The sequence below is a fragment of the Umezawaea beigongshangensis genome (assembly GCF_016464305.1).
Lineage (GTDB): Bacteria > Actinomycetota > Actinomycetes > Mycobacteriales > Pseudonocardiaceae > Umezawaea_A > Umezawaea_A beigongshangensis.
On record NZ_JAEIOJ010000008.1, the window covers coordinates 31,713 to 52,063 of the forward strand.

The following is a 20,351-nucleotide window of genomic DNA, read 5'->3' on the forward strand; positions in this document are numbered from 1 at the left end:
GGATCAGGCGCTGGCGCGCTTGATCAGGGCGGTGGGCAGCAGCAGCGAGGGCGGCAGGCCGTCCTCACCGGCGAGTTCGCCCAGCAGCCGCCACGTCATCGTGCGGCCGAGCTGTTCGACGTCCTGCCGTATCGTCGTCAGCGGCGGCACGGAGGTGGCGGCGCTGACGAGGTCGTCGAAGCCGACCACCGCGACGTCGTCCGGCACCCTCTTGCCGTGCGCGTGCAGCACCTGGAGCGCGCCGAGCGCCATGATGTCGGCGGCGACGAACACCCCGTCGATGCCGGGGTTGCGGTCCAGCAGGTCCCGCATGGCCGCGGCCCCGCTCTCCGGGGTGAAGTCCCCGTAGGCGACGAGGTCCGCCGGTCGCCCGGCCTCCACCATGCCGCGCCGCCAGCCGGACAGGCGGTCCATGCCGACCGCCATGTCCTTCGCGCCGGCGATGGTCGCGATGCACGTGCGGCCCACCGACACGAGGTGGCGCGCAGCCTCCAGCGCGCCGTTGAAGTTGTCCGAGTCCACGTACGGCACGCCCTTGCCCGCCAGCGGCCGACCGCCCACGACCAGCGGCAACCCGGCCTCGGACAGCGTGAGCGGAAGCGGGTCCCTGCCGTGCAGACTGATCACCAGAGCGCCGTCGACGTGCCCGCCGACGAGGTAGCTGATCAGGTCCTGCTCGTCGCCCTGCTGGCTCATCATCAGCACGAGCTGGACGCGCCTGCCGGACAGCTCGGCGTGCACGCCGCGCAGCACCCCGGCGAAGAACGGGTCGGACAGCACCCGCCCCGCCTGCTCCGAGACGACCAGCGCGATGGCGTTGGCGCGGCTGCCCGCGAGGGTGCGGGCGGCCTGGTTCGGGCTGTACCCCAGGGTCAGGATGGCCTGGTGCACGGCCTCGCGGGAGCGCGTGCTGACGTACGGCTCCTCGTTGATCACCCTGGAGACGGTCGAACGCGACACCCCGGCCGCGCGGGCGACTTCTTCGAGCCGCGGGCCGGGGCGACGAATCCGTGAAGCGTCGGTCACGAGCCGTCCGGCGCGTTCAGGGCGTTCTCGCGAACCACGTTGGCGTACCACATGGCGCTCATCTTAGGAGTCCGGACCTGCGTGTCGTAGTCGACGTGCACGATCCCGAACCGCTTGGCGTAACCCTCGGCCCACTCGAAGTTGTCCATCAGCGACCAGCAGAAGTACCCCCGCAGGTCGACACCCTCCTGGATGGCGTCGTGCGCGGCCCGCAGGTGGCCCTCGATGAAGGTCACCCGATCGGAGTCGCCGACCGTGCCGTCGGCGCCGAGGACGTCGGGGTAGGCCGCGCCGTTCTCGGTGATGTAGAGCGGCAGCCGGGGGTACTCGGAGTGCAGCCGGAGCAGCACCGCGGTGAGTCCGGCCGGCTGGACCTCCCAGTCCATGTCGGTGCGCGGCAGGCCCCGGCTCGGGAAGGTCAGCTTGTCCAGCCCGATCCAGGGCGACCCCTTCTGGAGCCGGCCGTTGCGGGTCGGGTGGACCTCCACCTCCGGGCGCACGGCGACGTTGTGCTCGGAGTAGTAGTTCACGCCGAGCATGTCCAGCGGCGTCGAGATCACGTCGAGGTCGCCCTCGCGGACGTGGTCGGAGATGCCGTACGGCGCGAGGTCGTCCAGCACGTCCGCCGGGTAGGTGCCCCGCAGGACCGGGTCGAGGAAGATCCGGTTCTGCATCCCGTCGAGCCTGCGGGCGGCGTCCACGTCGGCCGGGTTGGCCGGGTCGGCGGGGAACACCGGGTACAGGTTCAGGGTGATGCCCACCTGCGCGGTCGGCTGCGCGGCGCGGATCGCCCGCGTCGCCAGGCCGTGACCCAGCAGGAGGTGGTGCACGGCGGCCACGGCGGCCTCCGGCTCCTGGCGGCCGGGCGCGTGCACACCGGCGGCGTAGCCGAGGAACGACGAGCACCACGGCTCGTTGAGCGTCGTCCAGCTCGACACCCGGTCGCCCAGGGCGCCGACGACGCTCTCCGCGTACTCGGCGAAGCGGTACGCGGTGTCGCGGTTCGCCCAGCCGCCCTTCTCCTCCAGCGCCTGCGGCAGGTCCCAGTGGTAGAGCGTCGGCCACGGGGTGATGCCGTTGGCGAGCAGGGTGTCGACCAGCCTGCTGTAGAAGTCCAGCCCGGCCTGGTTCACCGCGCCGCCGTCCGGCCGCACGCGCGGCCAGGCGATCGAGAACCGGTAGGCGCGCAGCCCGAGGTCCACCATGAGCGCGACGTCCTGCTCGACGCGGCGGTAGTGGTCGGCGGCCGGTTCCCCGGTGTCGCCGCCCACGACGTTGCCGGGCACGCGGCAGAACACGTCCCAGATGGAGTCGGTGCGCCCGTCGGCCGTGGTCGATCCCTCGACCTGGAAGGCCGCGGTGGCAGCGCCCCAGAGGAAGTCGGTCGGGAAGACCACCTCGCTCCGGTCGGTCGTCTCTTTGTTGATCAACTCCACAGCTACCCCTTCACAGCACCCTGCATGATCCCGGCGACGATCTGCCGCCCGAGGACGATGAAGACGATCAGAACCGGAACGGTGGCCATCGTGGTTCCGGCGAGCACGAGCGAGTAGTCGATGAAGTACCCGGCCTGGAGCTTCTCCAGGGCCACCTGGATGGTGGGGTCCTCCGGGCTCAGCGCGACCAGCGGCCACAGGAAGTCGTTCCAGGACGTCATGAACGTGAAGATGCCCAGCATCGCCGCCGCGGGGCGGACGGCGGGCAGGCACACGTGCCAGAAGGTCCTGATGAGGCTGCACCCGTCCATGCGGGCGGCCTCGATCAGCTCGTCCGGAACGGCGTCCACGATGTACTGGCGCATCCAGAACACGCCGAACGCGGTCACCAGGTTCGGCACGATCACCGCGCCCAGGCTGCTCGTCCAGCCCAGTTCGGCCATGACGATGAACAGCGGGATGATGCCCAGCTGCGTCGGCACGGCGAGCGTGGCGATCACGAACACCAGCAGCGGCCCGCGACCGCGGAACCGGAGCTTGGCGAAGGCGAACCCGGCCAGCGTCGAGAGCAGCACCACGGACAGCGTCACCGTGCCGGACACGACGATGCTGTTGCCCAGCGCCCGCCAGAACTCGATCGTGTCGAGCACGCGGCTGGCGTTGGCCAGGAAGTTCCCGCCGGGGAGCAGCGGCGGCACGGTGTCGGCGAAGACGTTCGCGTCGTGGCTCGCCACGAGGTAGGACCAGTAGAACGGGAACGCCGAGGCGAGGATGAACGCCGTCAGGATGCCGTAGACGAAGACGCCGGGCCGCTCCAGGTTGGCGATGGAGCGGCGCTTCTCCCTCCTCGGCGGTGTGGCCGTGCCCGCGGTGGGCGCGATGGTCGGAACGGCGGTCACTTCGCCTCCCCCGTACCCGCGATGCGCCGGGTGATCAGGAAGTTGATCCCGGCGATCACGATGATGATCAGGAACAGCACCCAGGCGATGGCCGAGCCGTAGCCGACGTCCTGGTTCAGGAAACCCTGCTGGTACATGTAGAGCACGACCGTCTGGTACTGGCCGTCCGAACCGCCGCCGCCACCGCTGTTCGGGTCGAACAGCTTGGGCTCGGTGAAGATCTGGAGGCCGCCGATGGTCGAGGTGACCACGACGAAGATGATCGTGGGTCGCAGCATCGGCAGCGTGATGCTGAAGAACCGCCGCATCACACCGGCGCCGTCGACGAGCGCCGCCTCGTGCACCTCGCGCGGGATCGCCTGCATGGCCGCGAGCACGATCAGCGCGTTGTAGCCCGTCCAGCGCCAGTTGACCATCGTGGCGATGGCGACGTGGCTGGAGAAGCGGTCGGCCTGCCACTGCACCGGGTCGACGCCGATCGCCTGGAGCAGGGTGTTGATCAGGCCGTACTGCTCGCCGAAGAGGTTGCTGAAGATGATCGCCAGCGCGACGAGGCTCGCGACGTAGGGCAGCAGCACGCCCATCCGCCACGCCACGCGCCCGCGCAGCGCGGTGTTCAGCAGCGCGGCCAGCAGCACCGCGACGATCACCTGCGGCACGGTCGACAGCAGGAAGATGCTGAACGTGTTGAGCAGCGCGTTCCAGAACTGCGCGTCGGAGAACAGTTCGACGTAGTTGCCGAGTCCGATGAACTCGGCGTCGTCGTTCGCGCCCAGCGTCCACTCGTACAGCGAGGTGTACGCCGTGTAGAGCAGGGGGAACAGCCCGGCCAGCGCGAAGATCAGGAAGAACGGCGCGATGAACAGGTAGGGCGAGAACTTCACGTCCAGCCTGGACAGCCGGTAGCGCCACGAGCGCGACGGGTCACCGCCGTCGTCCCCGGTCGTCGGGGGCAGATCACGGACGGGCGGGCGGGGCTCCAGGCCCCGCCCGCTCGCGATCCGAGTGGTGTCGGACGTCACTTGGCGACCTTCTCGGCGTTCTCGACCGCCTGGGTCCAGCCCTCGTCGGAGCTCTTGCCCTGCTCCACGGCCTGCAGAGCGTTGGCGAAGACCTCGTCCTGGAGCTGGCCGGAGGCCGGGCCCTTGTACTGGGCCTTGTCGAAGGCCTGCGCCTGCTTCGCGAACAGCTCACCGGCCTTGACGCCGTTGAAGTACTCGTTCGTCATGGCCTGGAGCTCGGGGGAGGACAGCGCCTCGACCTGGCTCGGGAAGGTGCCCGCGGTGGAGAACGCCTTGACCTGCTGCTCCGGCGCGGTCAGCCACGCGGCCAGCTCAGCGGCCTCCTTCGGGTGCTTGCTCTGCTTCGGCACGGTCAGGAAGGAGCCGCCCCAGTTGCCGCCGCCCTCGGGGAACGCGTCGATGACCTCCCACTTGCCCTTGTTCTCCGGGCCGGCGGACTCGGTGATCACGCCGAGCATCCACGACGGGCAGGTCTTGGTGGCGAAGGCGGAGTTCTTGGCGCCGGTCGTCCACTCGGGCTGACCGAAGGGCAGCTTGGCGGACAGGCCCTTGGAGATGGCCGAGGTGACCTGGTTCCAGTCCTCCTTGATGACCGGGTTCGACGTGACGACCAGCTTGTCGTCCTTGTCGTAGTAGCCCTGCTCCTCCTGGTTCACCATGGCGTTGAAGATCTGCGCGCCGGAGTCGAACCAGGCCTTGCCGGTGCCCGCGGTGGTGAACCGCTCACCGGCGGCGAAGTACTTGTCCCAGCTGGAGAACATGTCCTTGACCGCGGCCGGGTCGGTCGGCAGGTTCGCCGCTTCGAGCAGGTCCTTGCGGTAGCACATGGCCAGCGGGCCGATGTCCGTGCCGTAGCCGATCAGGTGGCCGTTCTTGTCCGTGGCCGAGTCGACCTTCCACTTCACCCAGCGGTTCGTGTCGAGGCCGGACGGGCCGATCTCCTTGAGGTCGTTGAACTGGCCGGAGCGGGCCAGCACCTTGCTCAGGTGGCCCTCCTCCACGGCTTCGACGTCCGACAGGCCGGAACCGGCGGCGAGCTTGGTGTAGAGGTTCTGGTGGTGCGCGTCGGACTTGCCGGTCTTGCGGTGGACGATCTTGACGTCCGAGTGGGCGGCCTCGTACTCGCTGATGAGGTCCTCGTACCCGAACTCGTTGAACGTGGCGAGCGTCAGCTCGATCTTGCCGTCTGCCGTCTTGCCGCTGTCGTCGCTCGAACCGCAGGCCGCCGTGGTGGCGGCGGTGGCGGCGAGCGCGGCGGTACAGGCCAGCACCTTGACCCATCGGCTGGAGCGGTGTCGCACGAATAACTCCTCTGCTGAGGCGGATTCAGCGGCTCCTCGGGGTCGAGGCGCCGGCGGGGACGCGGGCCAGAAGCGCCCCCGCACAACCTCTGAGCGGTTTCTGGGAGCGCTCCCAGGTGTCGGAAGTGTGTCCGGGGCCACTAGCCCTGTCAATACTTTGTGTCCTGCCTGTTACCGACAGCCCACGAACACGCGTCCAACGGGTGTGACCGGCGCAAACCAGCCGTCGCCGGAATGATCTGCGTCACAGTCCACCGTAGTCCGACGGAAGCGCTCCCAGAAGCCCGCGGTTCGAACGTGTGCTCTTTCCCGCCTGAATCTCCCGCGATTCCACCCCGCGCCGTGAAGAACCGCGTCGGTGGCGAGCCCGGCGCGCGAGGCGGAGAATCGGCGGGTGGCCACCTCTCGTGACGACAGCGTCGTTCCCCAGGACCCGAGCTCCCGCCACGCGACCGGCCGGGAGCTCGATCCGCTCACGCCCCCGCCCCTGGACGGCACGCCGCCCGTGGTCGCCCCCGACCCCGAGCCGCCCCTCGCCCCCGAGCACGCGCCCGAGCAGCCGTTCCACCGCACGCGCACCAGCGGCGCGTGGGTGGCCGTGGTCGTCGCCGCGATCCTGCTGATCTTCCTGCTGGTGTTCGTGCTCCAGAACCTCGACGGGGCGACCGTGCAGTTCCTCGGCATCGAGGCGACGATGCCGCTCGGCGTGGCGCTGCTGTTCGCCGCCGTCATCGGGGCGCTGCTGGTGGCCCTCGTCGGAGGAGCCCGCATCGTCCAGCTGCGCCGCCAGGCCAAGCGCGCGCTGCACTGACCGCCGCGGCGCCCGGCTCGACGTGCCCGAACGGTCAGCTCGCGGGTTTTGTCGTGCCTCTGATCTCGTTGAGGTAGTTGTAGATCGTGTAGCGGGTGACGTCCAGGTTGCCGGCCAGGTAGTCGACCGAGTCGCGGATCAGGAAGAAGCCCGACTCGTCCAGGACGCGGACCACGTGCGACTTGTGGGACTTCTTCATCAGCTGCACGGGGACGCCCGCCTCGGCGACCGCGCGCTCCACCAGCAGGCGCTGGAGGGTGTCCACGTCGCCGGGGAACGCCTCCACCTGCCGGTGCACGTCGTTGGACGACTCCGCGACCACTCCCGACCCCGGATCGCTGTTGACGCACAGGCAGCCGACCGCGACGCCGTTCGCGTCGCGGACGAACACCGTGGACGAGCGGATGACCCTGCCGTCGGGCGCGTAGGTCTCGTAGTTGGTGAGGTCCTGGGTCGTCCCGCGCCGGACCAGCCCGAGGAGCAGGTCCGTCATGGGACCTCCCACCTCGCGGCCGGTGAGGTCCCCGGCGATGGCGATGATCGAGTGGGGCAGCGCACCCAGGTCGTGCAGCACGACCTCGGTGCCCGGACCGAGCGCGGCGGCCAGGCCGTTGACCGTGGGCACGAGCGCGGCGAGCACGTCCGGCCCGCTCACCCCCGCCGACGGGGCCCCGGCCGGCGCCGCGGCGGGAGCGCGCAGCCTGCGCAGCGCAGCGGCGAACCGCGCCGCGGTCTCCGGCGTGGTGGAGGCGTGCGGGGAGAGCCGCACGTGCTCGGGCCGCACGGTGGCGGTGACGCCCTCGTCGACCAGCGCCGCGCCGACCACGGCGGCGGGGTGGTCGGGCAGCGTGAACGCGAGGATGCCGGCGCGGCGCAGCGGGTCGCGCTCCGACACGACGGTGCCCCCGGCCGCGGCGACGATCTCGGCGAGCTCGTCGACCCGCTCGGCGACGCGCTGCGCGACGGCGCCCACCCCGGCCAGCTCGACCAGCTCCAGCGCGTGCCCGAGCGCTCCGGCGGCGATCGGGCTGAGGTTGGTGACGGACCACGCGGCGGCACCGTCGGCGACCGGGTGGACCTCGTCGTCGAACAGCCCGGCGTCCAGCGCGCCGGTCCAGCCGGACAGCACCGGGTCGAGCCGCTCCAGCGCGCGGTCGGACAGCACGAGGAAGCCGGTGCCCCAGCCCGCGCGCAGCCACTTCTGACCGCCCACGACGAGCACGTCGGCGACGTCCCACGGCACCTCGGCGACCCCGAAGCCCTGGATGCCGTCGACGACGAGCAGCCGGTCCCCCACGACCTCGCGGATGCCCGCGAGGTCGGCGAGGTGACCGGTGCGGAAGTCGACCGCGCTGACCGACACGACCGAGGTCTGCGCCGTCAGCGCGGCGCGCACCGCCTCCGGGGTCATCGCGCCGCCCTCCGGCCGCACCCGCCGCAGCGCGAGCCGGCCGGCCTGCTCGGCGCGCGCCCACGGGTAGGTGTTGGCCGGGAACTCGGCCGCCGAGACGACGACCTCGCCACCTCGCACGCCGAACGCGACCTGGAACAGGCCGGTGCTGGTGTTGGGCAGCAGCGTCACGTGGTCGGTGTCGCTGTCGCACAGCCGGGCCACGGCCGCCCTGGCGCGCAGCTCCTGGCGCATCAGGTCGTCCACGGTCGACGGCCCGGCCGAGGCGGTGGCCTCCAGCAGCCTGGTGGAGGTGTCGACCACGGCGTGCGACGGCGGGCCGAAGCGGGCGAAGTCCAGGTACCCCTCGGGTTCGCCGAAGTTGACCAGGTAGGACGGGGACAGCCGGACGGGAGTGGTCACCTAGAGCACCTTCGCGAGGAACTGCCGCGTGCGCGGCTGCTGCGGATCGTCCAGGACCTGGCTCGGCGGGCCGGTTTCGACGACGGCCCCGTCCACCATGAACACCACGTGGTCGGCCACCTCCCGCGCGAAGCCGACCTCGTGCGTGACGACGATCATCGTCATGCCCTCGCGCGCGAGGTCCACCATCACCTCCAGCACCTCGCCCACCAGTTCGGGGTCCAGCGCGGACGTGGGCTCGTCGAACAGCATCAGCTTGGGCCTCATCGCCAGCGCTCGTGCGATGGCGACGCGCTGCTGCTGCCCGCCGGAGAGCTGGCGCGGGTAGGAGCCCGCCTTGTCCGCGAGGCCGACCCGGTCCAGCAGCGCGAGCGCCTGCTCGTGCGCCTGGCGCCGGTTCACGCCCTGCACGTGCACCGGCCCCTCCGCGACGTTCTGCACCGCCGTGCGGTGCGGGAACAGGTTGAACCGCTGGAACACCATGCCGATGGCGCGGCGCTGGGCGGCGGCCTCCCGCTCGCGCAGCTCGTGCAGCTTCCCGCCGCGCAGCCGGAACCCCACGGGCTTGGAGTCGACCCAGATCTGCCCGGCGTCGACGGTCTCCAGGTGGTTGATGCAGCGCAGGAACGTGCTCTTGCCCGCGCCGGACGGCCCGAGCAGGCACACCACCTGGCCCTGCTCCACCGTCATGTCGACACCGCGCAGCACCTCGGTGCGACCGTAGGACTTGCGCACGCCGTGGGCGCGCACGAGCGGAGTGCTCTCCACCTCAGCTCCTCACCGTCGGCGGGGTCCGGAAGGACCGCGCCACTCGCGACCAGGGCGTGAGCCCCCGGTCGACCCGGTCCGCGGCGCCGAAGGCGCGTTCCAGGTAGTACTGCCCCACGCTGGCGACGCTCACGACGATCATGTACCAGGCCGCCGCGGCGAGCAGCGTCTCCATGATCTCCAGGTTGCGGGAGGAGATGTTGTTGGCGGCGTGGATCAGCTCCAGGAAGCCGATCACCGACGCCATCGACGTGCCCTTGAGCATGTTGATGAAGTCGTTGCCGGTGGGCGGGATGATCACCCGCATCGCCTGCGGCAGCACGACCCTGCGCAGGGTCGTCGCGGGGGTCATGCCGATCGCCTTGGCCGCCTCCAGCTGACCGGGGTCGACGCTGTTGAGCCCGGCGCGCACGATCTCGGCCATGTAGGCGCTCTCGTTGAGCCCCAGACCCAGCAGGGCCGCGACGAACGCCGTGATCAGCGCGTTGGTCGGGGTGTCGATCAGGTGCGCGTCGGTGAACGGGATCGGCACGGAGATGGTCTTGAAGACCAGCGCCAGGTTGTACCAGAGCAGGATCTGCAGCAGCACGGGCACACCGCGGAAGATCCAGATGTAGACCCAGGCGACCCAGCGGGCGACCGGGTTGGCCGAGCGGCGCATCAGCGCCACCACCACGCCCAGCACGACCGCCGCCGCCTGCGCCACCACCGCGAGGACGACGGTGTTCACCAGTCCGTCGATCATCACGTCGGCGCTGAAGAACCCCGGCACGTCCTCGTAGAGGATCTGCGCGTCGGCCATCGCGCTGCCCAGCCCGACGAGCAGGGCGAGGATGACGACGCCGCTGACCCAGCGCCCCCAGTGCCGCAGGGGGACGACGGGCACGTCCTCAGGCAGCGCCATTGATCGTCACCTCGGTGATCGCGCCCCTGGACACGTCCCACGCGTCGAGGATCTTGCCGTAGGTGCCGTCGTCCACGAGCGACTGGAGCGCCGCCTTCAGCGACTGCGAGAGCTGCGGGGCGTCCTTGCCGACGCCGATGCCGTAGGGGCCGCCCTTGATCGGCTCGGAGTCGACGACCTCGAAGTACTCGCCGTCGCCCGCGGTCTTGGCGACGTAGACGGCGGTGGGCAGGTCGTTGAGGATGGCCGTGACGCGGCCGGTGCGCAGCTGGTTCTGGTTCTGGGTGTCGCTGTCGGTGGAGGTGATGGTGACCTCGCCCCTGCCCGCCTGCGTGCAGGTCGCGCTCTGCTCCCTGGCGAACTCCTCCTGGCTGGTGCCCAGGTTCACCGCGACGGACTTGCCGCACAGGTCGTCGGGCCCGCTCACGCCGTCCGGGTTGCCCTTCTGGACCATGATCGTGATGCCGGAGGTGAAGTAGTCGACGAAGTCGATCGCCTGCTGGCGCTCGGGGGTGTCGTTCATCGCGGCCATCGTGATGTCGATGCGCCCGGACTGCAGGCTCGTGATGAGCGAGCTGAACGCCATGTCGCTGTACTCGACCTCCAGCCCCAGCTTGGCCGCGACGGCCTTCGCGAGGTCCACCTCCGACCCGACGGGCGTCGTGCCGTCGGCGGCGTAGAAGTTGTTCGGCGGGTTCTGCACGTTCGAGCCGACCCGCAGCACGCCCGCGGAGGCGATCTGCGGCGGGAGGCCGGCCGCGAGCGCGTCGTCCTTCGTCACGGCGGAGACGATCGACTCCGTCTGCGGGAGGTCGTCGGTCCCCGCTCCCCCCGACGGCGCCGCGCCGTCCCCTCCCCCGCCGCCGCAGGCCACGAGCAGCGAGAACATCAGGGCGACCGGCGCGATCCTGCGTGGTGACACGGGAGCTCCCAACGGCTGGCGGAACTGGTTGGGACGGAAAGCTACAACAAAGTGTTGAAGAGGTCCATGAAAAGTTGAAGACCGCGGGGAATCTCCGGGTGTTCCTGATCGTTCTAGCGGGTAGCCAGGACAACACCGTCTAGCTAGGAGGACACATGGCCACCGTTGAGCTGACCACGGAGAACTTCGACGAGGTGGTCGGCGGCTCCACCATGGTCCTCGTCGACTTCTGGGCCGACTGGTGCGGTCCGTGCAAGCAGTTCGCCCCGGTCTTCGAGAAGTCGTCGGAGGAGCACGGCGACGTCGTGTTCGGCAAGGTCGACACGGAGGACCAGCAGCAGCTCGCCGGTGCCTTCGGCATCCGGTCGATCCCCACGCTGATGATCGTCCGCGACGGCGTGGTGCTCTACTCCGAGCCCGGCGCGCTGCCCCAGCCCGCGCTGGAGGAGCTGATCCAGAAGGCGCGCGAGGTCGACATGGACGAGGTGCACGCGAAGATCGCCGAGGCGCAGGCCGAGGAGGCCGAGAACCAGGCGAAGACCGCCCAGTAGCCAGGACCGCCCGACGCGACGGGGCCCGCCGGAGACGATCTCCGGCGGGCCCCGTCGCGCGTGGTGGACCGGGGTCAGGCCCGGCCCTCGTCGTCCATGGCCCTGGTGTCGCGCGGCGGCGCGACCGGGTCGTGGTCGGGTGACTGGCCCTGCTCGATGCGACGGCCGCGTTCCAGCTCGGCGTCGAACTCCGCGCCCAGCAGGATCACGATGTTCGAGATCCACAACCACACCAGGAACACGATGATGCCGGCCAGGGAGCCGTAGGTCTTGTTGTAGGAGCCGAAGTTCGCGACGTAGAACGCGAACCCGGCCGACGCGAGGATCCAGAGCAGCACGGCGAGGAACCCGCCCGGCGTGACCCACAGGAAGCTCGGCTGCCGCACGTTCGGCGAGGCCCAGTACAGCAGGCCGATCGCCCCGCTCACCAGCAGCAGCACGACGGGCCACTTGGCGATGTCCCACACGGTCACCACGGTCTGCCCCAGGCCCAGCCACTCCCCGACCTGATCGGCCACGCCACCGCTGAGGACGACGCCGACCGCGCCGAGCGCGAGCATGACCACGACCGCCAGGGTCAGCCCGATGCGCAGCGGGATCACCTTCCAGAACGGGCGTCCCTCCTCGACGTCGTAGACGGAGTTCGCGGCCCGCATGAACGCGCCGACGTACCCGGAGGCGGACCACAGGGCCGCCAGCAGACCGATGACGGCCAGCGGTCCGGCGATCGACGAGCTCTTCTGGAGCTCGGTGATCGCGTTGACGATCAGGTTGCGCGCGTCACCGGGCACGACGGCGGTGATCTGGTCCACCAGGGCCTGGGTGGTCGACTGCCCCATCAGGCCGACCAGGGTGGTGAGCACCAGGATCGCGGGGAACAGCGACAGCACCGCGTAGTAGGTCAGCGCGGCGGCCCAGTCGGTGAGGTTGTCGTCGGAGAACTCCTTGACCGTGCGCTTGAGCACGGCCCACCACGATCGCTTGGACAGGGCCGTCGGCGACGACGGCTCGTCGTCCGCTCTCGTCTCGTCCCGGTGTGCGTGCGCGGGCATCGTCACGTCCTCTCGCGGTGGGGATGGTCCCGGTTACCCGTTTCTGCTGGCGGCAAGCGCGCAGGCGCGGTGGTTGCCGGTGCCTGGTCGCGGGTAGTCACCGGGCAGGGGAGCGAGAGAGGAGACGGTGATGAGTCACGTCACCACCGATCGGGACGTGTCCACGGGCCAACTGGTGAGTCAGCTCACCGAGCAGGTCAGCAGACTGGCGCGCGAGGAGATCAAGCTCGCCGTGTCCGAGGTGCAGACCAAGGGGAAGCGGGTCGGCGTGGGAGCCGGCCTGTTCGGCGGCGCCGGTGTGCTGGCCTGGTTCGGCGGCATGTCGCTGGTCGCCGGGATCGTGCTGCTGCTCGCCACCGTGCTGGAGCCGTGGGCCGCCGCGTTCGTCGTGGCCGCCGTGATCTTCGTGCTCGCCGGAATCCTCGCGCTGCTCGGCAAGAAGCAGGTCCAGAAGGGCTCACCTCCGGTGCCCGAGCAGGCCATCGACGGCGTCAAGCGCGACATCGCGACCGTCAAGGAGGGCGCGCACCGATGAGCGAGAAGAAGACCGATCCGATTCCCGACGACCCGGAGACGCTGCGACTCGACATCGAGCTGACGCGCGAGGAGCTGGGGCAGACCGTCGAGGAGCTCGTGCACCGGCTCGACGTGCCGGCGCGCGTCAAGGAGCAGGCGTACGAGAAGGTCGAGCAGCTCAAGGGGCAGACGCACGAGACGGTGGGCCTGCTCAAGGAGAAGACCGGTGAGGCCAGGGCGCGGACCGAGGAGGTCCTGAACCGGGCTCCCGGCGGTCCGCGTCCCGTTCTGATCGGGGTCGGCGTGCTGCTCGCCGCGCTGGTCGCCTGGATGATCGGGAGGAACCGGTGACGAAGTTCCTCTACCGGCCGCTCGGGATGGTGTTCGGCGTCCTCGGCGGCATCGCGGCCAGCGCCGTGTTCGGGCAGGTGTGGAAGCTGATCAGCGGCGACAAGGTCGCCCCGACGGCCACCCAGCGCGACCGCTCGTGGGGCGAGGTCCTCCTCGCGGCGGCCGTGCAGGGCGCGATCTTCGGGCTGGTGAAGGCGGCCATCGACCGCGGTGGCGCGACCGGCTTCGACAAGCTCACGGGCGAGTGGCCCGGCGACACGCAGGACGTCGACGGCTGACGCCCGCTCCCCCGACCCGCCGTGAAGGCCGGTGACGCTCTCGCGAGCGTCACCGGCCTTCACGGTCTGCGGAAGCTCCGGTCGCGCTCGCGGCGGGGCTGCTCCGCCGCCCGGCACCTGCGGCACAGGTGCGGCGGGCGCTCCTGCGGCTGACCGGTGGCGGCCGCCCACTCCGCGTCGGCCCACGGCACGTGCGGGAAGCGCAGCAGGTGCGCCCGGCTCAGCTGCACCCCGCACACCGTCTGGTTCGTCCCCGGACGCCACGCGTGGACGTCGCCGGTCGGCTGCCGGACGCCGTCTGCGTCGGTCCACGTGCTGGACGCCGCCACCGAGTCCACGTCCGCTACTCCGGTTGCTCGGTCTCGGCGTCCTCGCCCGCCTCGCGCCGCGCCCGGCGCTCGTCGTCGTCGAGGAACTGCTCGGCGTCGACGTCCAGGTCCGGCGGCTCCGGCGTGCCGGGTGGCTGCGGGGCGTCGCGGGTCAGTGGTTCGTCCTCGTGTGCGCTCATGACGCGGGAGTACCCGTTTCCGGGGCGTCGGCACGGCGAAAGAGCCACTCGTGCGCGATCCGCACCCCGCACGCGCGCGGACGACCCGGCCCGCGTGGGCCGGGTCGTCCGCGTGGTGTCGTGCGTCAGGAGCGCGCCTGGTGCTGGACGTTCTGCGCGGAGTCCTTCGCGCTGTCCGTCACCTGGCCGGCCGCTTCCCTCGCGTGCTGCTGGGTCGTGCCGACCGCGTCGGTGGCGGTCTGCTTGACCTCCTCGACGGCCTGCTGGAGCTGGCCGCCCACGTCCTCCTTCAGCCGGTCGACCGCCTCGCCGGCGGCCTCCTTGACCGGCTCCACGAACCCGCTGGCCCGCTCGGCGACCTGCTGCACCGCCTGCTGCTCGGCCCGCGTCTTCGGCAGCAACGAGGCCGCGAGAAGACCGGCACCGAAGGCGATGAGCCCGGCCGCCAGGGGGTTGCCCTGCGCCTGCTCGCGCGCCAGCTGCGGCGCGGCCTGCACCGCGCCCGCCGCCTGCTGCGCGGTCGACGTCACGGCGTCCGCCGCCTGGTGCGCCGTGGACGTGACCGCGTCGGCCGCGCCGTGCGCCCGGTCCTGCACGGCGGTGCTCGCCTGGTACGTCGTGTCGGTGGCAGTACCCATGACCCGCTCCCGCATGGTGGTGAACCGGTTGCGCACAGCTCTGGTCTTGCGTTCGGCGATGCGCTTCGGACTCGTGTGCTCGACCAACCGGTTGGTGTCCGCGACGAGTTCCGCGCGGGTCCGGTCGATCTCGTTCCTCAGCTCGTCGGGTGACGTGCCCATTCCGCGTCCTCCTTCAGGCTCTCGACGGTCTGCTCCGGCTTGGGCGAGACCTGCTTCATCCGGGCGCGGCCCGCCGTGAACAGCACGGCCCCCGCGATGCCCCACAGCACGGCCACGATCAGCGTGGCCCAGCCGAGGTCCATCACGTTCGCCAGCCCGTAGGCCAGCGCGAAGCTCAGCAGCAGCGCGGTCATGTAGCCCGCGAACCCCGCCCCGCCGAGCATCCCGGCGGCCTTGCCCGCCTTGACGGCCTCCTCGCGGAGCTCCACCTTGGCCAGTTCCAGCTCCTGGCGCATCAACCGCGACAGGTCGGACGTCAGCTCACCGACGATCTGTCCCAGCGACTGGTCGTCCTGGCGCGGCAGACCGGTTTCAGGGCTGGACATGCGGCACACCTCCACCGGGCATCTCGGGCCGTCGGAACGGCGTGGTCTCGGGAGCGGGCGGTGCCAGCGGGTCGGACGGCGGGCCCGCGACGACGGGCGGCGCGGTCACCGGGACGGCCGGCGGCGGAAGGGTGCCGGCCGTCGTCGGGGGCGTCACCGTGCCGTGCATGGACGCGGGGTTCGTCGGCAGCGGGGCCGGCGGGCGCGGTGCGCTCGTCCCACCACCGCCGCCGGACGCGCTCTTCACGACCCGGCCCGCCAGGAACCCCGCGACGGCCGCGCCGAGGAGGAACGCTCCCGGCTTGCGCCGCGCGAAGTCCGTGGCGGAGTCGACCGCTCCGCGCACACCGCGCTCGTCCAGGAAACCGGCCGCCTGGCGACCCGAGTCGGCCACCTGGCGCAGCGCGCCGGTGGCCGGGGAGTCCGGCGATCCGTTGTCCGCCATGGAGGAGAGCTCGTCGGCCAGGCCGCGCAGTCCTCTCGCGACCCTCTTGGCCTGCTCCTCCGCCTCTTCGGCGAGTCGGCTCGTCGCGTCGCTCACGACGTTCTTGACCTGTCGGCTCGCCTCGTGGGCGACGTGGCCCACCTGCTCCTGCGCGGTGGACGCCACCTCCGTCGCGGCGTGCTTCGCGTCGTGCGCGACAGCGGTGGCCTCGTGCTGGGCGGTCTGCGCCGTGGCGCTCGCCTTGCTCTCCGGTCCGGTGGACCGGCTGTCGATGTCCGTCACCGGTTGACTCCTCGTCAGTGTTCGCCACTTGCTCGCTCCACCAACTACCCCGCTGGGCACGAAGTAATCACGTCCCGACCAGGTGTTTTTCACCCGGTACCACGGGTTTTGACCCGACCTGGGCGGGTACTCGCGCGCACCCGTGTGCCGACGCGACGATGCCCCGATCGGGGGTAGTCCGATCGGGGCTGAGGGTTCGAGAAGATCAGGCCGTGGCGGCCCGGCGCGACGGGGCGCGGCGCGATCGGCGCACCCGCCGGCTCGACTCGCGCACCACCAGCTCGGGCGCGAAGAGGACGTGCTCGTGCTCGTGGTCGTCGGGAGCGAGCGTCTCCGCGATCACCAGCTCGGCCGCGGTCCGCCCGATGAGCTGGCGCGGCTGGCGGACCGACGTCAGCGGCACGGCCGCGGCGGCGGCGAAGTCGATGTCGTCGTAGCCGACGATCGCGACCTCCTCCGGCACGCGCACGCCGGCCCGCACCATCACCTGCAGGACGCCGAGCGCCAGCAGGTCGTTGGCGCAGAAGATCGCGTCGGGCCGCGTGGAGCGGGCGAGGAGCTGCTCACCGGCGCGCTGTCCGGAGGCGACGTTGAGCGCGGGCACCACCAGCTCCTCCAGCACCGACTCGTCGCGCCCCGCCCTCTCCAGCGCGTCGCGCGCGCCGCGGTACCGCTCGCGCGCCTGGTGCAGCCGCGACGGGCCGTTGACCACCACGATCCGCTCGTACTCCTCGGCGAGCAGGTGCGTGACGGCCAGTTCACCGCCGGTGCGGTCGTCCAGCGCGACGGAGCACAGGTCCGGCTCCTGCGCCGGGTGGTCCAGCAGCACCACGGAGACGCCGCGCTCGCGCAGGCGGTGCACTGCGGTGAGGTCCGTCGTCACGGGCGTGATGAGCACGCCGTGCACGCGCTGCTCGGCCAGCAGCTCCACGTGCCGCGCCTCGCGCTGCGGCGACTCGTCGCTGTTGCACAGGATCACGGCGTGGCCCGCGTCGCTGGCCGCGTCCTCGACACCGCGCGCCACGTCGGTGAAGAACGGGTTGCCCACGTCGAGCACGACGAGGCCGATCGCGCGGGGCGTCCCGGAGCGGAGCTGGCGGGCGGACTCGTTGCGCACGAAGCCCAGCTCGCCGATCGCGCTCAGCACGCGCTCCCTGGTGGCGGGTGCGACGACCTCCGGCCGGTTGAGCACGTTGGAGACGGTGCCCACCGAGACCCTCGCGCGCGTCGCCACGTCGCGGATGCTGGCCGGTGGCTTCACCGTTCCTCCTGGTGGGAGCCGCAACTGCTGAAACGTGTCAAAGCGGAGTGTATCGAGCGTGCTGAGACGGCCCGCACCTGAGCCGCGCCAGGACGAACCGGGTTCCTCGACCAGTGGCGACGAGACCAGTGGCGACGACACGCCGTGTTCTCGCCTTGTCACTTGAATCGCTTCACTGTGAGACGCTCCGGACAGACACACCAGCCGCACGGAGGCCAACGCCGATGTCGCCGTCCCGCCCCGACGAGACGCAGCCGTGAGGGTCGCGCTGTTCGGCACCTGCCTCGCCGACACCCTCCACCCCGCGACGCTGCACGCCGTCGTGCGGTTGCTGGAGCGGCTCGGCTGCACGGTCGACTACCCCCTCGCGCAGACCTGCTGCGGGCAGATGCACCTGAACACCGGCTACCGCGACCACGCGGCCGCGCTGGCCCGGTCGCACACCGCCGCGTTCGCGGAGCACGACGTCGTCGTGACGCCGTCCGGGTCGTGCGCCGGGATGGTCAGGGACAACCACCCGAAGCTGGTGCCCGGCACGCGGACCAGGACGTTCGAGCTGTCGGAGTTCCTCGTCGACGTGCTCGGGGTGACCGACGTGGGCGCGTGGTTCCCCCACCGGGTGACCTACCACCCGACCTGCCACTCGCTGCGGACGCTCGGCGTCGGCGACAAGCCGCTGGCGCTGCTGCGCGCGGTGTCCGGCCTGGACCTGGTGGCGCTGCCCGAGGCGGAGTCGTGCTGCGGGTTCGGCGGCACGTTCGCGCTGAAGAACGCCGAGACGTCCACGGCGATGCTGGGCGACAAGATGCGCGCCGTGCTGGACACCCGCGCCGAGGTGCTGTGCGCGTCGGACCACTCGTGCCTGATGCACGTCGGCGGCGGGCTGTCCCGGCTGCGCGCGGGAGTGCGGCCGGTGCACCTGGCGGAGATCCTGGCGAGCACCGAGGAGGACCCGTGGCGACCCGCAACCCGGTGACGTGGCTCGGCGCACCCGCCTTCCCGAAGGCGGCTCGCGAGGCGCTGGCCGACACGCAGCTGCGGGCGAACCTGCGGCGCGCGACCGGCACGATCCGCGGCCGGCGGGCCGAGGCCGTGGGCGAGGTCGAGCAGTGGGAGGTGCTGCGCCGCGCCGGCGCGGCGATCAAGGACGACGTGCTGGCGAACCTCGACACCTACCTGGTGCGGCTGGAGGAGGCCGTGACGGCGCGCGGCGGGGTCGTGCACTGGGCGCGCGACGCCGCCGAGGCGAACGCGATCGTGCTGGACCTGGTGCGCGCGACCGGCGCCGACGAGGTGGTCAAGGTCAAGTCGATGGCGACCGCCGAGATCGGCCTCAACGAGGCCCTGGCCGAGGGCGGGGTCACGGCGGTCGAGACGGACCTGGCGGAGCTGATCGTGCAGCTCGGCGACGACCGGCCGTCGCACGTCCTGGTCCCGGCGATCCACCGCAACCGCTCGGAGATCCGGGAGATCTTCGCCCGCGAGATGCCCGACGCGCCCGAGGGGCTGACCGACGAACCGGCCGACCTGGCGGAGGCCGCGCGCGAGCACCTGCGGCGCAAGTTCCTCTCGGCGCGGGTGGCGATCTCCGGGGCGAACTTCGCCGTCGCCGACACGGGGTCGGTGGTGGTGCTGGAGTCCGAGGGCAACGGGCGGATGTGCCTCACGCTCCCGGAGACCCTGATCACCGTGATGGGCATCGAGAAGCTGGTGCCGACGTGGCGCGACCTGGAGGTGTTCCTCCAGCTCCTGCCGCGCTCGTCCACGGCGGAGCGGATGAACCCCTACACCTCGGTGTGGACGGGCGTGCACCCCGGCGACGGGCCGCGGGAGTTCCACCTGGTGCTGCTGGACAACGGCCGCACGGCGACGCTCGCCGACCCCGTGGGCCGCCAGGCGCTGCGCTGCATCCGCTGCTCGGCCTGCCTGAACGTGTGCCCGGTCTACGAGCGGACCGGCGGGAAGTCCTACGGCTCGGTCTACCCCGGCCCGATCGGGGCGATCCTCACCCCGCAGCTCGTGGACGATCCGCACGACGCGCAGGCGGCGTCGCTGCCCTTCGCGTCCTCGCTGTGCGGGGCGTGCTTCGAGGTGTGCCCGGTGCGGATCGACATCCCCGAGGTGCTGGTGCACCTGCGGGAGCGGTCGGTGCGGGCGAGGGGCAGGCGGTCTCCCGAGGCGGTCGCGATGGCCGCGGCGGCGTGGGTGTTCGGCTCGCCGCGGCGCTACGAGCGGGCGCAGCGGCTGGGCTCGCTCGCCCGGTTCGTCGCGCGCGGCGGCACGATCAGCCACCTGCCCTGGCCCGCTTCGCGGTGGACGGACGCCCGCGACGCGCCGGTGCCCGCGCCGGAGTCGTTCCGCACGTGGTGGAGGAACAACCGTGGCTGACGCCCGCGGCGAGATCCTGGCGCGCATCCGCGGCGCCCTGGCCGACCGGCCGGAGACGCCGGAGGTGCCCCGCGACTACCTGCGCGCGCTGCCGCGCGCGGCGGACCTGCTGGCCGAGCGGATCGCGCACTACCGGGCCACCGTGCACCGGGTGGACGCGGCGGGACTGCCGGTGGCGATCGGCGCCGCGCTGCGGCGGCGGGGGGCCGTCAGCGTGGCCGCGCCGGCCGACCTGCCGCCGGAGTGGCTGGTCAGCGGCGTGCGGTGGATGCCGGACTCGCCCCCGCTGAGCACCGAGCAGCTCGACGGCTGCGACGGCGTGGTCACCGGGTGCGCCGTGGCCGTCGCGGAGACCGGGACCCTCGTGCTGGACGCGGGTCCCGCTCAGGGACGGCGCGTGCTGACCCTGCTGCCCGACTACCACCTGTGCGTCGTCCGCGCGGAGCAGATCGCGGGCACGGTGCCCGAGGCGCTGGCCCGGCTGGAGCCGACCCGGCCGCTGACGTTCGTCAGCGGGCCGTCGGCGACGAGCGACATCGAGCTGGACCGGGTGGAGGGCGTGCACGGGCCGCGCACGCTGGAGGTGCTGCTGGTGGAGTCCCGCCCAGCAGAACATTGACGTGTCAACTAA

The 20,351-nt window shown here is 71.5% G+C and carries 24 protein-coding genes; 8 read left to right on the top strand and 16 right to left on the bottom strand.

Annotated elements, in window-relative coordinates; genetic code table 11:
- Window positions 1-3: 3 nt before the first annotated feature.
- The 5 genes from IMZ35_RS19920 to IMZ35_RS19940 form a co-directional block, all read right to left on the bottom strand.
- The gene (locus IMZ35_RS19920; protein ID WP_199442655.1) at window positions 4-1,026 is read right to left on the bottom strand and encodes a LacI family DNA-binding transcriptional regulator; all 1,023 of its coding nucleotides are present in this window, start codon (window positions 1,024-1,026) and stop codon (window positions 4-6) included.
- Window positions 1,023-2,423 carry a GH1 family beta-glucosidase gene (locus tag IMZ35_RS19925; protein ID WP_199442895.1) on the bottom strand — a complete coding sequence of 467 codons (1,401 nt, stop codon included), beginning with the start codon at window positions 2,421-2,423 and terminating at the stop codon, window positions 1,023-1,025. The genes IMZ35_RS19920 and IMZ35_RS19925 overlap by 4 nt, the downstream gene beginning before the upstream one ends.
- Before the next feature lie 41 nt (window positions 2,424-2,464).
- The gene (locus IMZ35_RS19930) at window positions 2,465-3,289 is read right to left on the bottom strand and encodes a carbohydrate ABC transporter permease (protein WP_438816890.1); all 825 of its coding nucleotides are present in this window, start codon (window positions 3,287-3,289) and stop codon (window positions 2,465-2,467) included.
- A 68-nt stretch (window positions 3,290-3,357) separates the two neighbouring features.
- The gene (locus tag IMZ35_RS19935) at window positions 3,358-4,317 is read right to left on the bottom strand and encodes a carbohydrate ABC transporter permease (RefSeq protein WP_229372813.1); all 960 of its coding nucleotides are present in this window, start codon (window positions 4,315-4,317) and stop codon (window positions 3,358-3,360) included.
- Between the two features lie 62 nt (window positions 4,318-4,379).
- Window positions 4,380-5,684, bottom strand: coding sequence for an ABC transporter substrate-binding protein (locus IMZ35_RS19940; RefSeq protein ID WP_199442657.1), 1,305 nt, complete (start codon window positions 5,682-5,684; stop codon window positions 4,380-4,382).
- A gap of 394 nt (window positions 5,685-6,078) precedes the next feature.
- On the opposite strand from IMZ35_RS19940, the gene IMZ35_RS19945 reads away from it, so the two are divergent.
- Window positions 6,079-6,495: a LapA family protein gene (locus IMZ35_RS19945; RefSeq protein ID WP_307868443.1), complete on the top strand. Its 417-nt coding sequence runs from the start codon at window positions 6,079-6,081 to the stop codon at window positions 6,493-6,495.
- Between the two features lie 34 nt (window positions 6,496-6,529).
- Here IMZ35_RS19945 and IMZ35_RS19950 read toward each other — a convergent pair whose 3' ends face one another.
- From IMZ35_RS19950 to IMZ35_RS19965, 4 genes are read right to left on the bottom strand one after another with little or no spacing between them, the layout of a single operon-like run.
- The gene (locus IMZ35_RS19950) at window positions 6,530-8,308 is read right to left on the bottom strand and encodes an aminotransferase class V-fold PLP-dependent enzyme (RefSeq protein WP_199442658.1); all 1,779 of its coding nucleotides are present in this window, start codon (window positions 8,306-8,308) and stop codon (window positions 6,530-6,532) included.
- Window positions 8,309-9,076, bottom strand: coding sequence for an amino acid ABC transporter ATP-binding protein (locus IMZ35_RS19955; RefSeq protein ID WP_307868445.1), 768 nt, complete (start codon window positions 9,074-9,076; stop codon window positions 8,309-8,311).
- 1 nt (window position 9,077) lies between these two features.
- Window positions 9,078-9,980 (bottom strand): amino acid ABC transporter permease, encoded by a 903-nt coding sequence (locus IMZ35_RS19960; RefSeq protein WP_199442659.1) that lies wholly within the window; start codon window positions 9,978-9,980, stop codon window positions 9,078-9,080.
- Window positions 9,967-10,902 carry an ABC transporter substrate-binding protein gene (locus IMZ35_RS19965; protein ID WP_438816887.1) on the bottom strand — a complete coding sequence of 312 codons (936 nt, stop codon included), beginning with the start codon at window positions 10,900-10,902 and terminating at the stop codon, window positions 9,967-9,969. Before IMZ35_RS19965 ends, IMZ35_RS19960 begins: the two co-directional genes overlap by 14 nt.
- A 155-nt stretch (window positions 10,903-11,057) precedes the next feature.
- On the opposite strand from IMZ35_RS19965, the gene trxA reads away from it, so the two are divergent.
- Complete coding sequence (gene trxA, locus IMZ35_RS19970; RefSeq protein WP_199442660.1) at window positions 11,058-11,453, top strand: thioredoxin; 396 nt, start codon at window positions 11,058-11,060, stop codon at window positions 11,451-11,453.
- 74 nt (window positions 11,454-11,527) lie between these two features.
- Here the strand turns inward: trxA and IMZ35_RS19975 are convergent, their stop codons facing one another.
- Window positions 11,528-12,505, bottom strand: a complete 978-nt coding sequence (locus IMZ35_RS19975; RefSeq protein WP_199442661.1) for a YihY/virulence factor BrkB family protein — start codon at window positions 12,503-12,505, stop codon at window positions 11,528-11,530.
- A gap of 130 nt (window positions 12,506-12,635) precedes the next feature.
- Between IMZ35_RS19975 and IMZ35_RS19980 the strand changes: the two genes are divergently transcribed.
- From IMZ35_RS19980 to IMZ35_RS19990, 3 genes are read left to right on the top strand one after another with little or no spacing between them, the layout of a single operon-like run.
- A complete protein-coding gene (locus tag IMZ35_RS19980) occupies window positions 12,636-13,040 on the top strand; it encodes a phage holin family protein (RefSeq protein ID WP_199442662.1) in 405 nt (134 codons plus the stop codon).
- On the top strand, window positions 13,037-13,372 hold the full coding sequence (locus IMZ35_RS19985) for a DUF3618 domain-containing protein (protein ID WP_199442663.1): 336 nt from the start codon (window positions 13,037-13,039) through the stop codon (window positions 13,370-13,372). The genes IMZ35_RS19980 and IMZ35_RS19985 overlap by 4 nt, the downstream gene beginning before the upstream one ends.
- Window positions 13,369-13,650, top strand: a complete 282-nt coding sequence (locus IMZ35_RS19990; protein ID WP_199442664.1) for a DUF4235 domain-containing protein — start codon at window positions 13,369-13,371, stop codon at window positions 13,648-13,650. Before IMZ35_RS19985 ends, IMZ35_RS19990 begins: the two co-directional genes overlap by 4 nt.
- A 59-nt stretch (window positions 13,651-13,709) precedes the next feature.
- On the opposite strand, the gene IMZ35_RS19995 is transcribed toward IMZ35_RS19990, so the two are convergent.
- The 6 genes from IMZ35_RS19995 to IMZ35_RS20020 form a co-directional block, all read right to left on the bottom strand.
- Complete coding sequence (locus IMZ35_RS19995; RefSeq protein WP_229372782.1) at window positions 13,710-13,988, bottom strand: hypothetical protein; 279 nt, start codon at window positions 13,986-13,988, stop codon at window positions 13,710-13,712.
- A 5-nt stretch (window positions 13,989-13,993) separates the two neighbouring features.
- Window positions 13,994-14,158: a hypothetical protein gene (locus IMZ35_RS20000; protein WP_199442665.1), complete on the bottom strand. Its 165-nt coding sequence runs from the start codon at window positions 14,156-14,158 to the stop codon at window positions 13,994-13,996.
- A 125-nt stretch (window positions 14,159-14,283) separates the two neighbouring features.
- Window positions 14,284-14,958, bottom strand: a complete 675-nt coding sequence (locus tag IMZ35_RS20005) for a DUF3618 domain-containing protein (RefSeq protein WP_199442666.1) — start codon at window positions 14,956-14,958, stop codon at window positions 14,284-14,286.
- Window positions 14,934-15,344 carry a phage holin family protein gene (locus tag IMZ35_RS20010; protein WP_199442667.1) on the bottom strand — a complete coding sequence of 137 codons (411 nt, stop codon included), beginning with the start codon at window positions 15,342-15,344 and terminating at the stop codon, window positions 14,934-14,936. The genes IMZ35_RS20005 and IMZ35_RS20010 overlap by 25 nt, the downstream gene beginning before the upstream one ends.
- Window positions 15,331-16,071, bottom strand: a complete 741-nt coding sequence (locus IMZ35_RS20015; RefSeq protein WP_199442668.1) for a hypothetical protein — start codon at window positions 16,069-16,071, stop codon at window positions 15,331-15,333. The genes IMZ35_RS20010 and IMZ35_RS20015 overlap by 14 nt, the downstream gene beginning before the upstream one ends.
- Before the next feature lie 205 nt (window positions 16,072-16,276).
- Window positions 16,277-17,332: a LacI family DNA-binding transcriptional regulator gene (locus IMZ35_RS20020; RefSeq protein WP_199442669.1), complete on the bottom strand. Its 1,056-nt coding sequence runs from the start codon at window positions 17,330-17,332 to the stop codon at window positions 16,277-16,279.
- A 256-nt stretch (window positions 17,333-17,588) separates the two neighbouring features.
- Between IMZ35_RS20020 and IMZ35_RS20025 the strand changes: the two genes are divergently transcribed.
- Genes IMZ35_RS20025 through IMZ35_RS20035 form a run of 3 tightly spaced genes read left to right on the top strand, consistent with a single transcriptional unit; the run spans window position 17,589 to window position 20,339 of the window.
- Entirely contained in the window at window positions 17,589-18,308 is a 720-nt protein-coding gene (locus tag IMZ35_RS20025) for a (Fe-S)-binding protein (protein ID WP_199442670.1), read from the top strand.
- A complete protein-coding gene (locus IMZ35_RS20030; RefSeq protein WP_199442671.1) occupies window positions 18,287-19,720 on the top strand; it encodes a lactate utilization protein B in 1,434 nt (477 codons plus the stop codon). The genes IMZ35_RS20025 and IMZ35_RS20030 overlap by 22 nt, the downstream gene beginning before the upstream one ends.
- A complete protein-coding gene (locus IMZ35_RS20035) occupies window positions 19,713-20,339 on the top strand; it encodes a LutC/YkgG family protein (protein WP_199442672.1) in 627 nt (208 codons plus the stop codon). Before IMZ35_RS20030 ends, IMZ35_RS20035 begins: the two co-directional genes overlap by 8 nt.
- The last annotated feature ends 12 nt before the right edge of the window (window positions 20,340-20,351 follow it).

Excerpts from the sequence above, each read along its gene's own strand:
- IMZ35_RS20000 (WP_199442665.1), bottom strand. The coding sequence starts at position 14,158 with ATGAGCGCACACGAGGACGAACCACTGACCCGCGACGCCCCGCAGCCA.
- IMZ35_RS19985 (WP_199442663.1), top strand. The coding sequence starts at position 13,037 with ATGAGCGAGAAGAAGACCGATCCGATTCCCGACGACCCGGAGACGCTG.
- IMZ35_RS19960 (WP_199442659.1), bottom strand. The coding sequence starts at position 9,980 with ATGGCGCTGCCTGAGGACGTGCCCGTCGTCCCCCTGCGGCACTGGGGG.
- IMZ35_RS20005 (WP_199442666.1), bottom strand. The coding sequence starts at position 14,958 with ATGGGCACGTCACCCGACGAGCTGAGGAACGAGATCGACCGGACCCGC.
- IMZ35_RS20010 (WP_199442667.1), bottom strand. The coding sequence starts at position 15,344 with ATGTCCAGCCCTGAAACCGGTCTGCCGCGCCAGGACGACCAGTCGCTG.
- trxA (WP_199442660.1), top strand. The coding sequence starts at position 11,058 with ATGGCCACCGTTGAGCTGACCACGGAGAACTTCGACGAGGTGGTCGGC.
- IMZ35_RS19975 (WP_199442661.1), bottom strand. The coding sequence starts at position 12,505 with ATGCCCGCGCACGCACACCGGGACGAGACGAGAGCGGACGACGAGCCG.
- IMZ35_RS19980 (WP_199442662.1), top strand. The coding sequence starts at position 12,636 with ATGAGTCACGTCACCACCGATCGGGACGTGTCCACGGGCCAACTGGTG.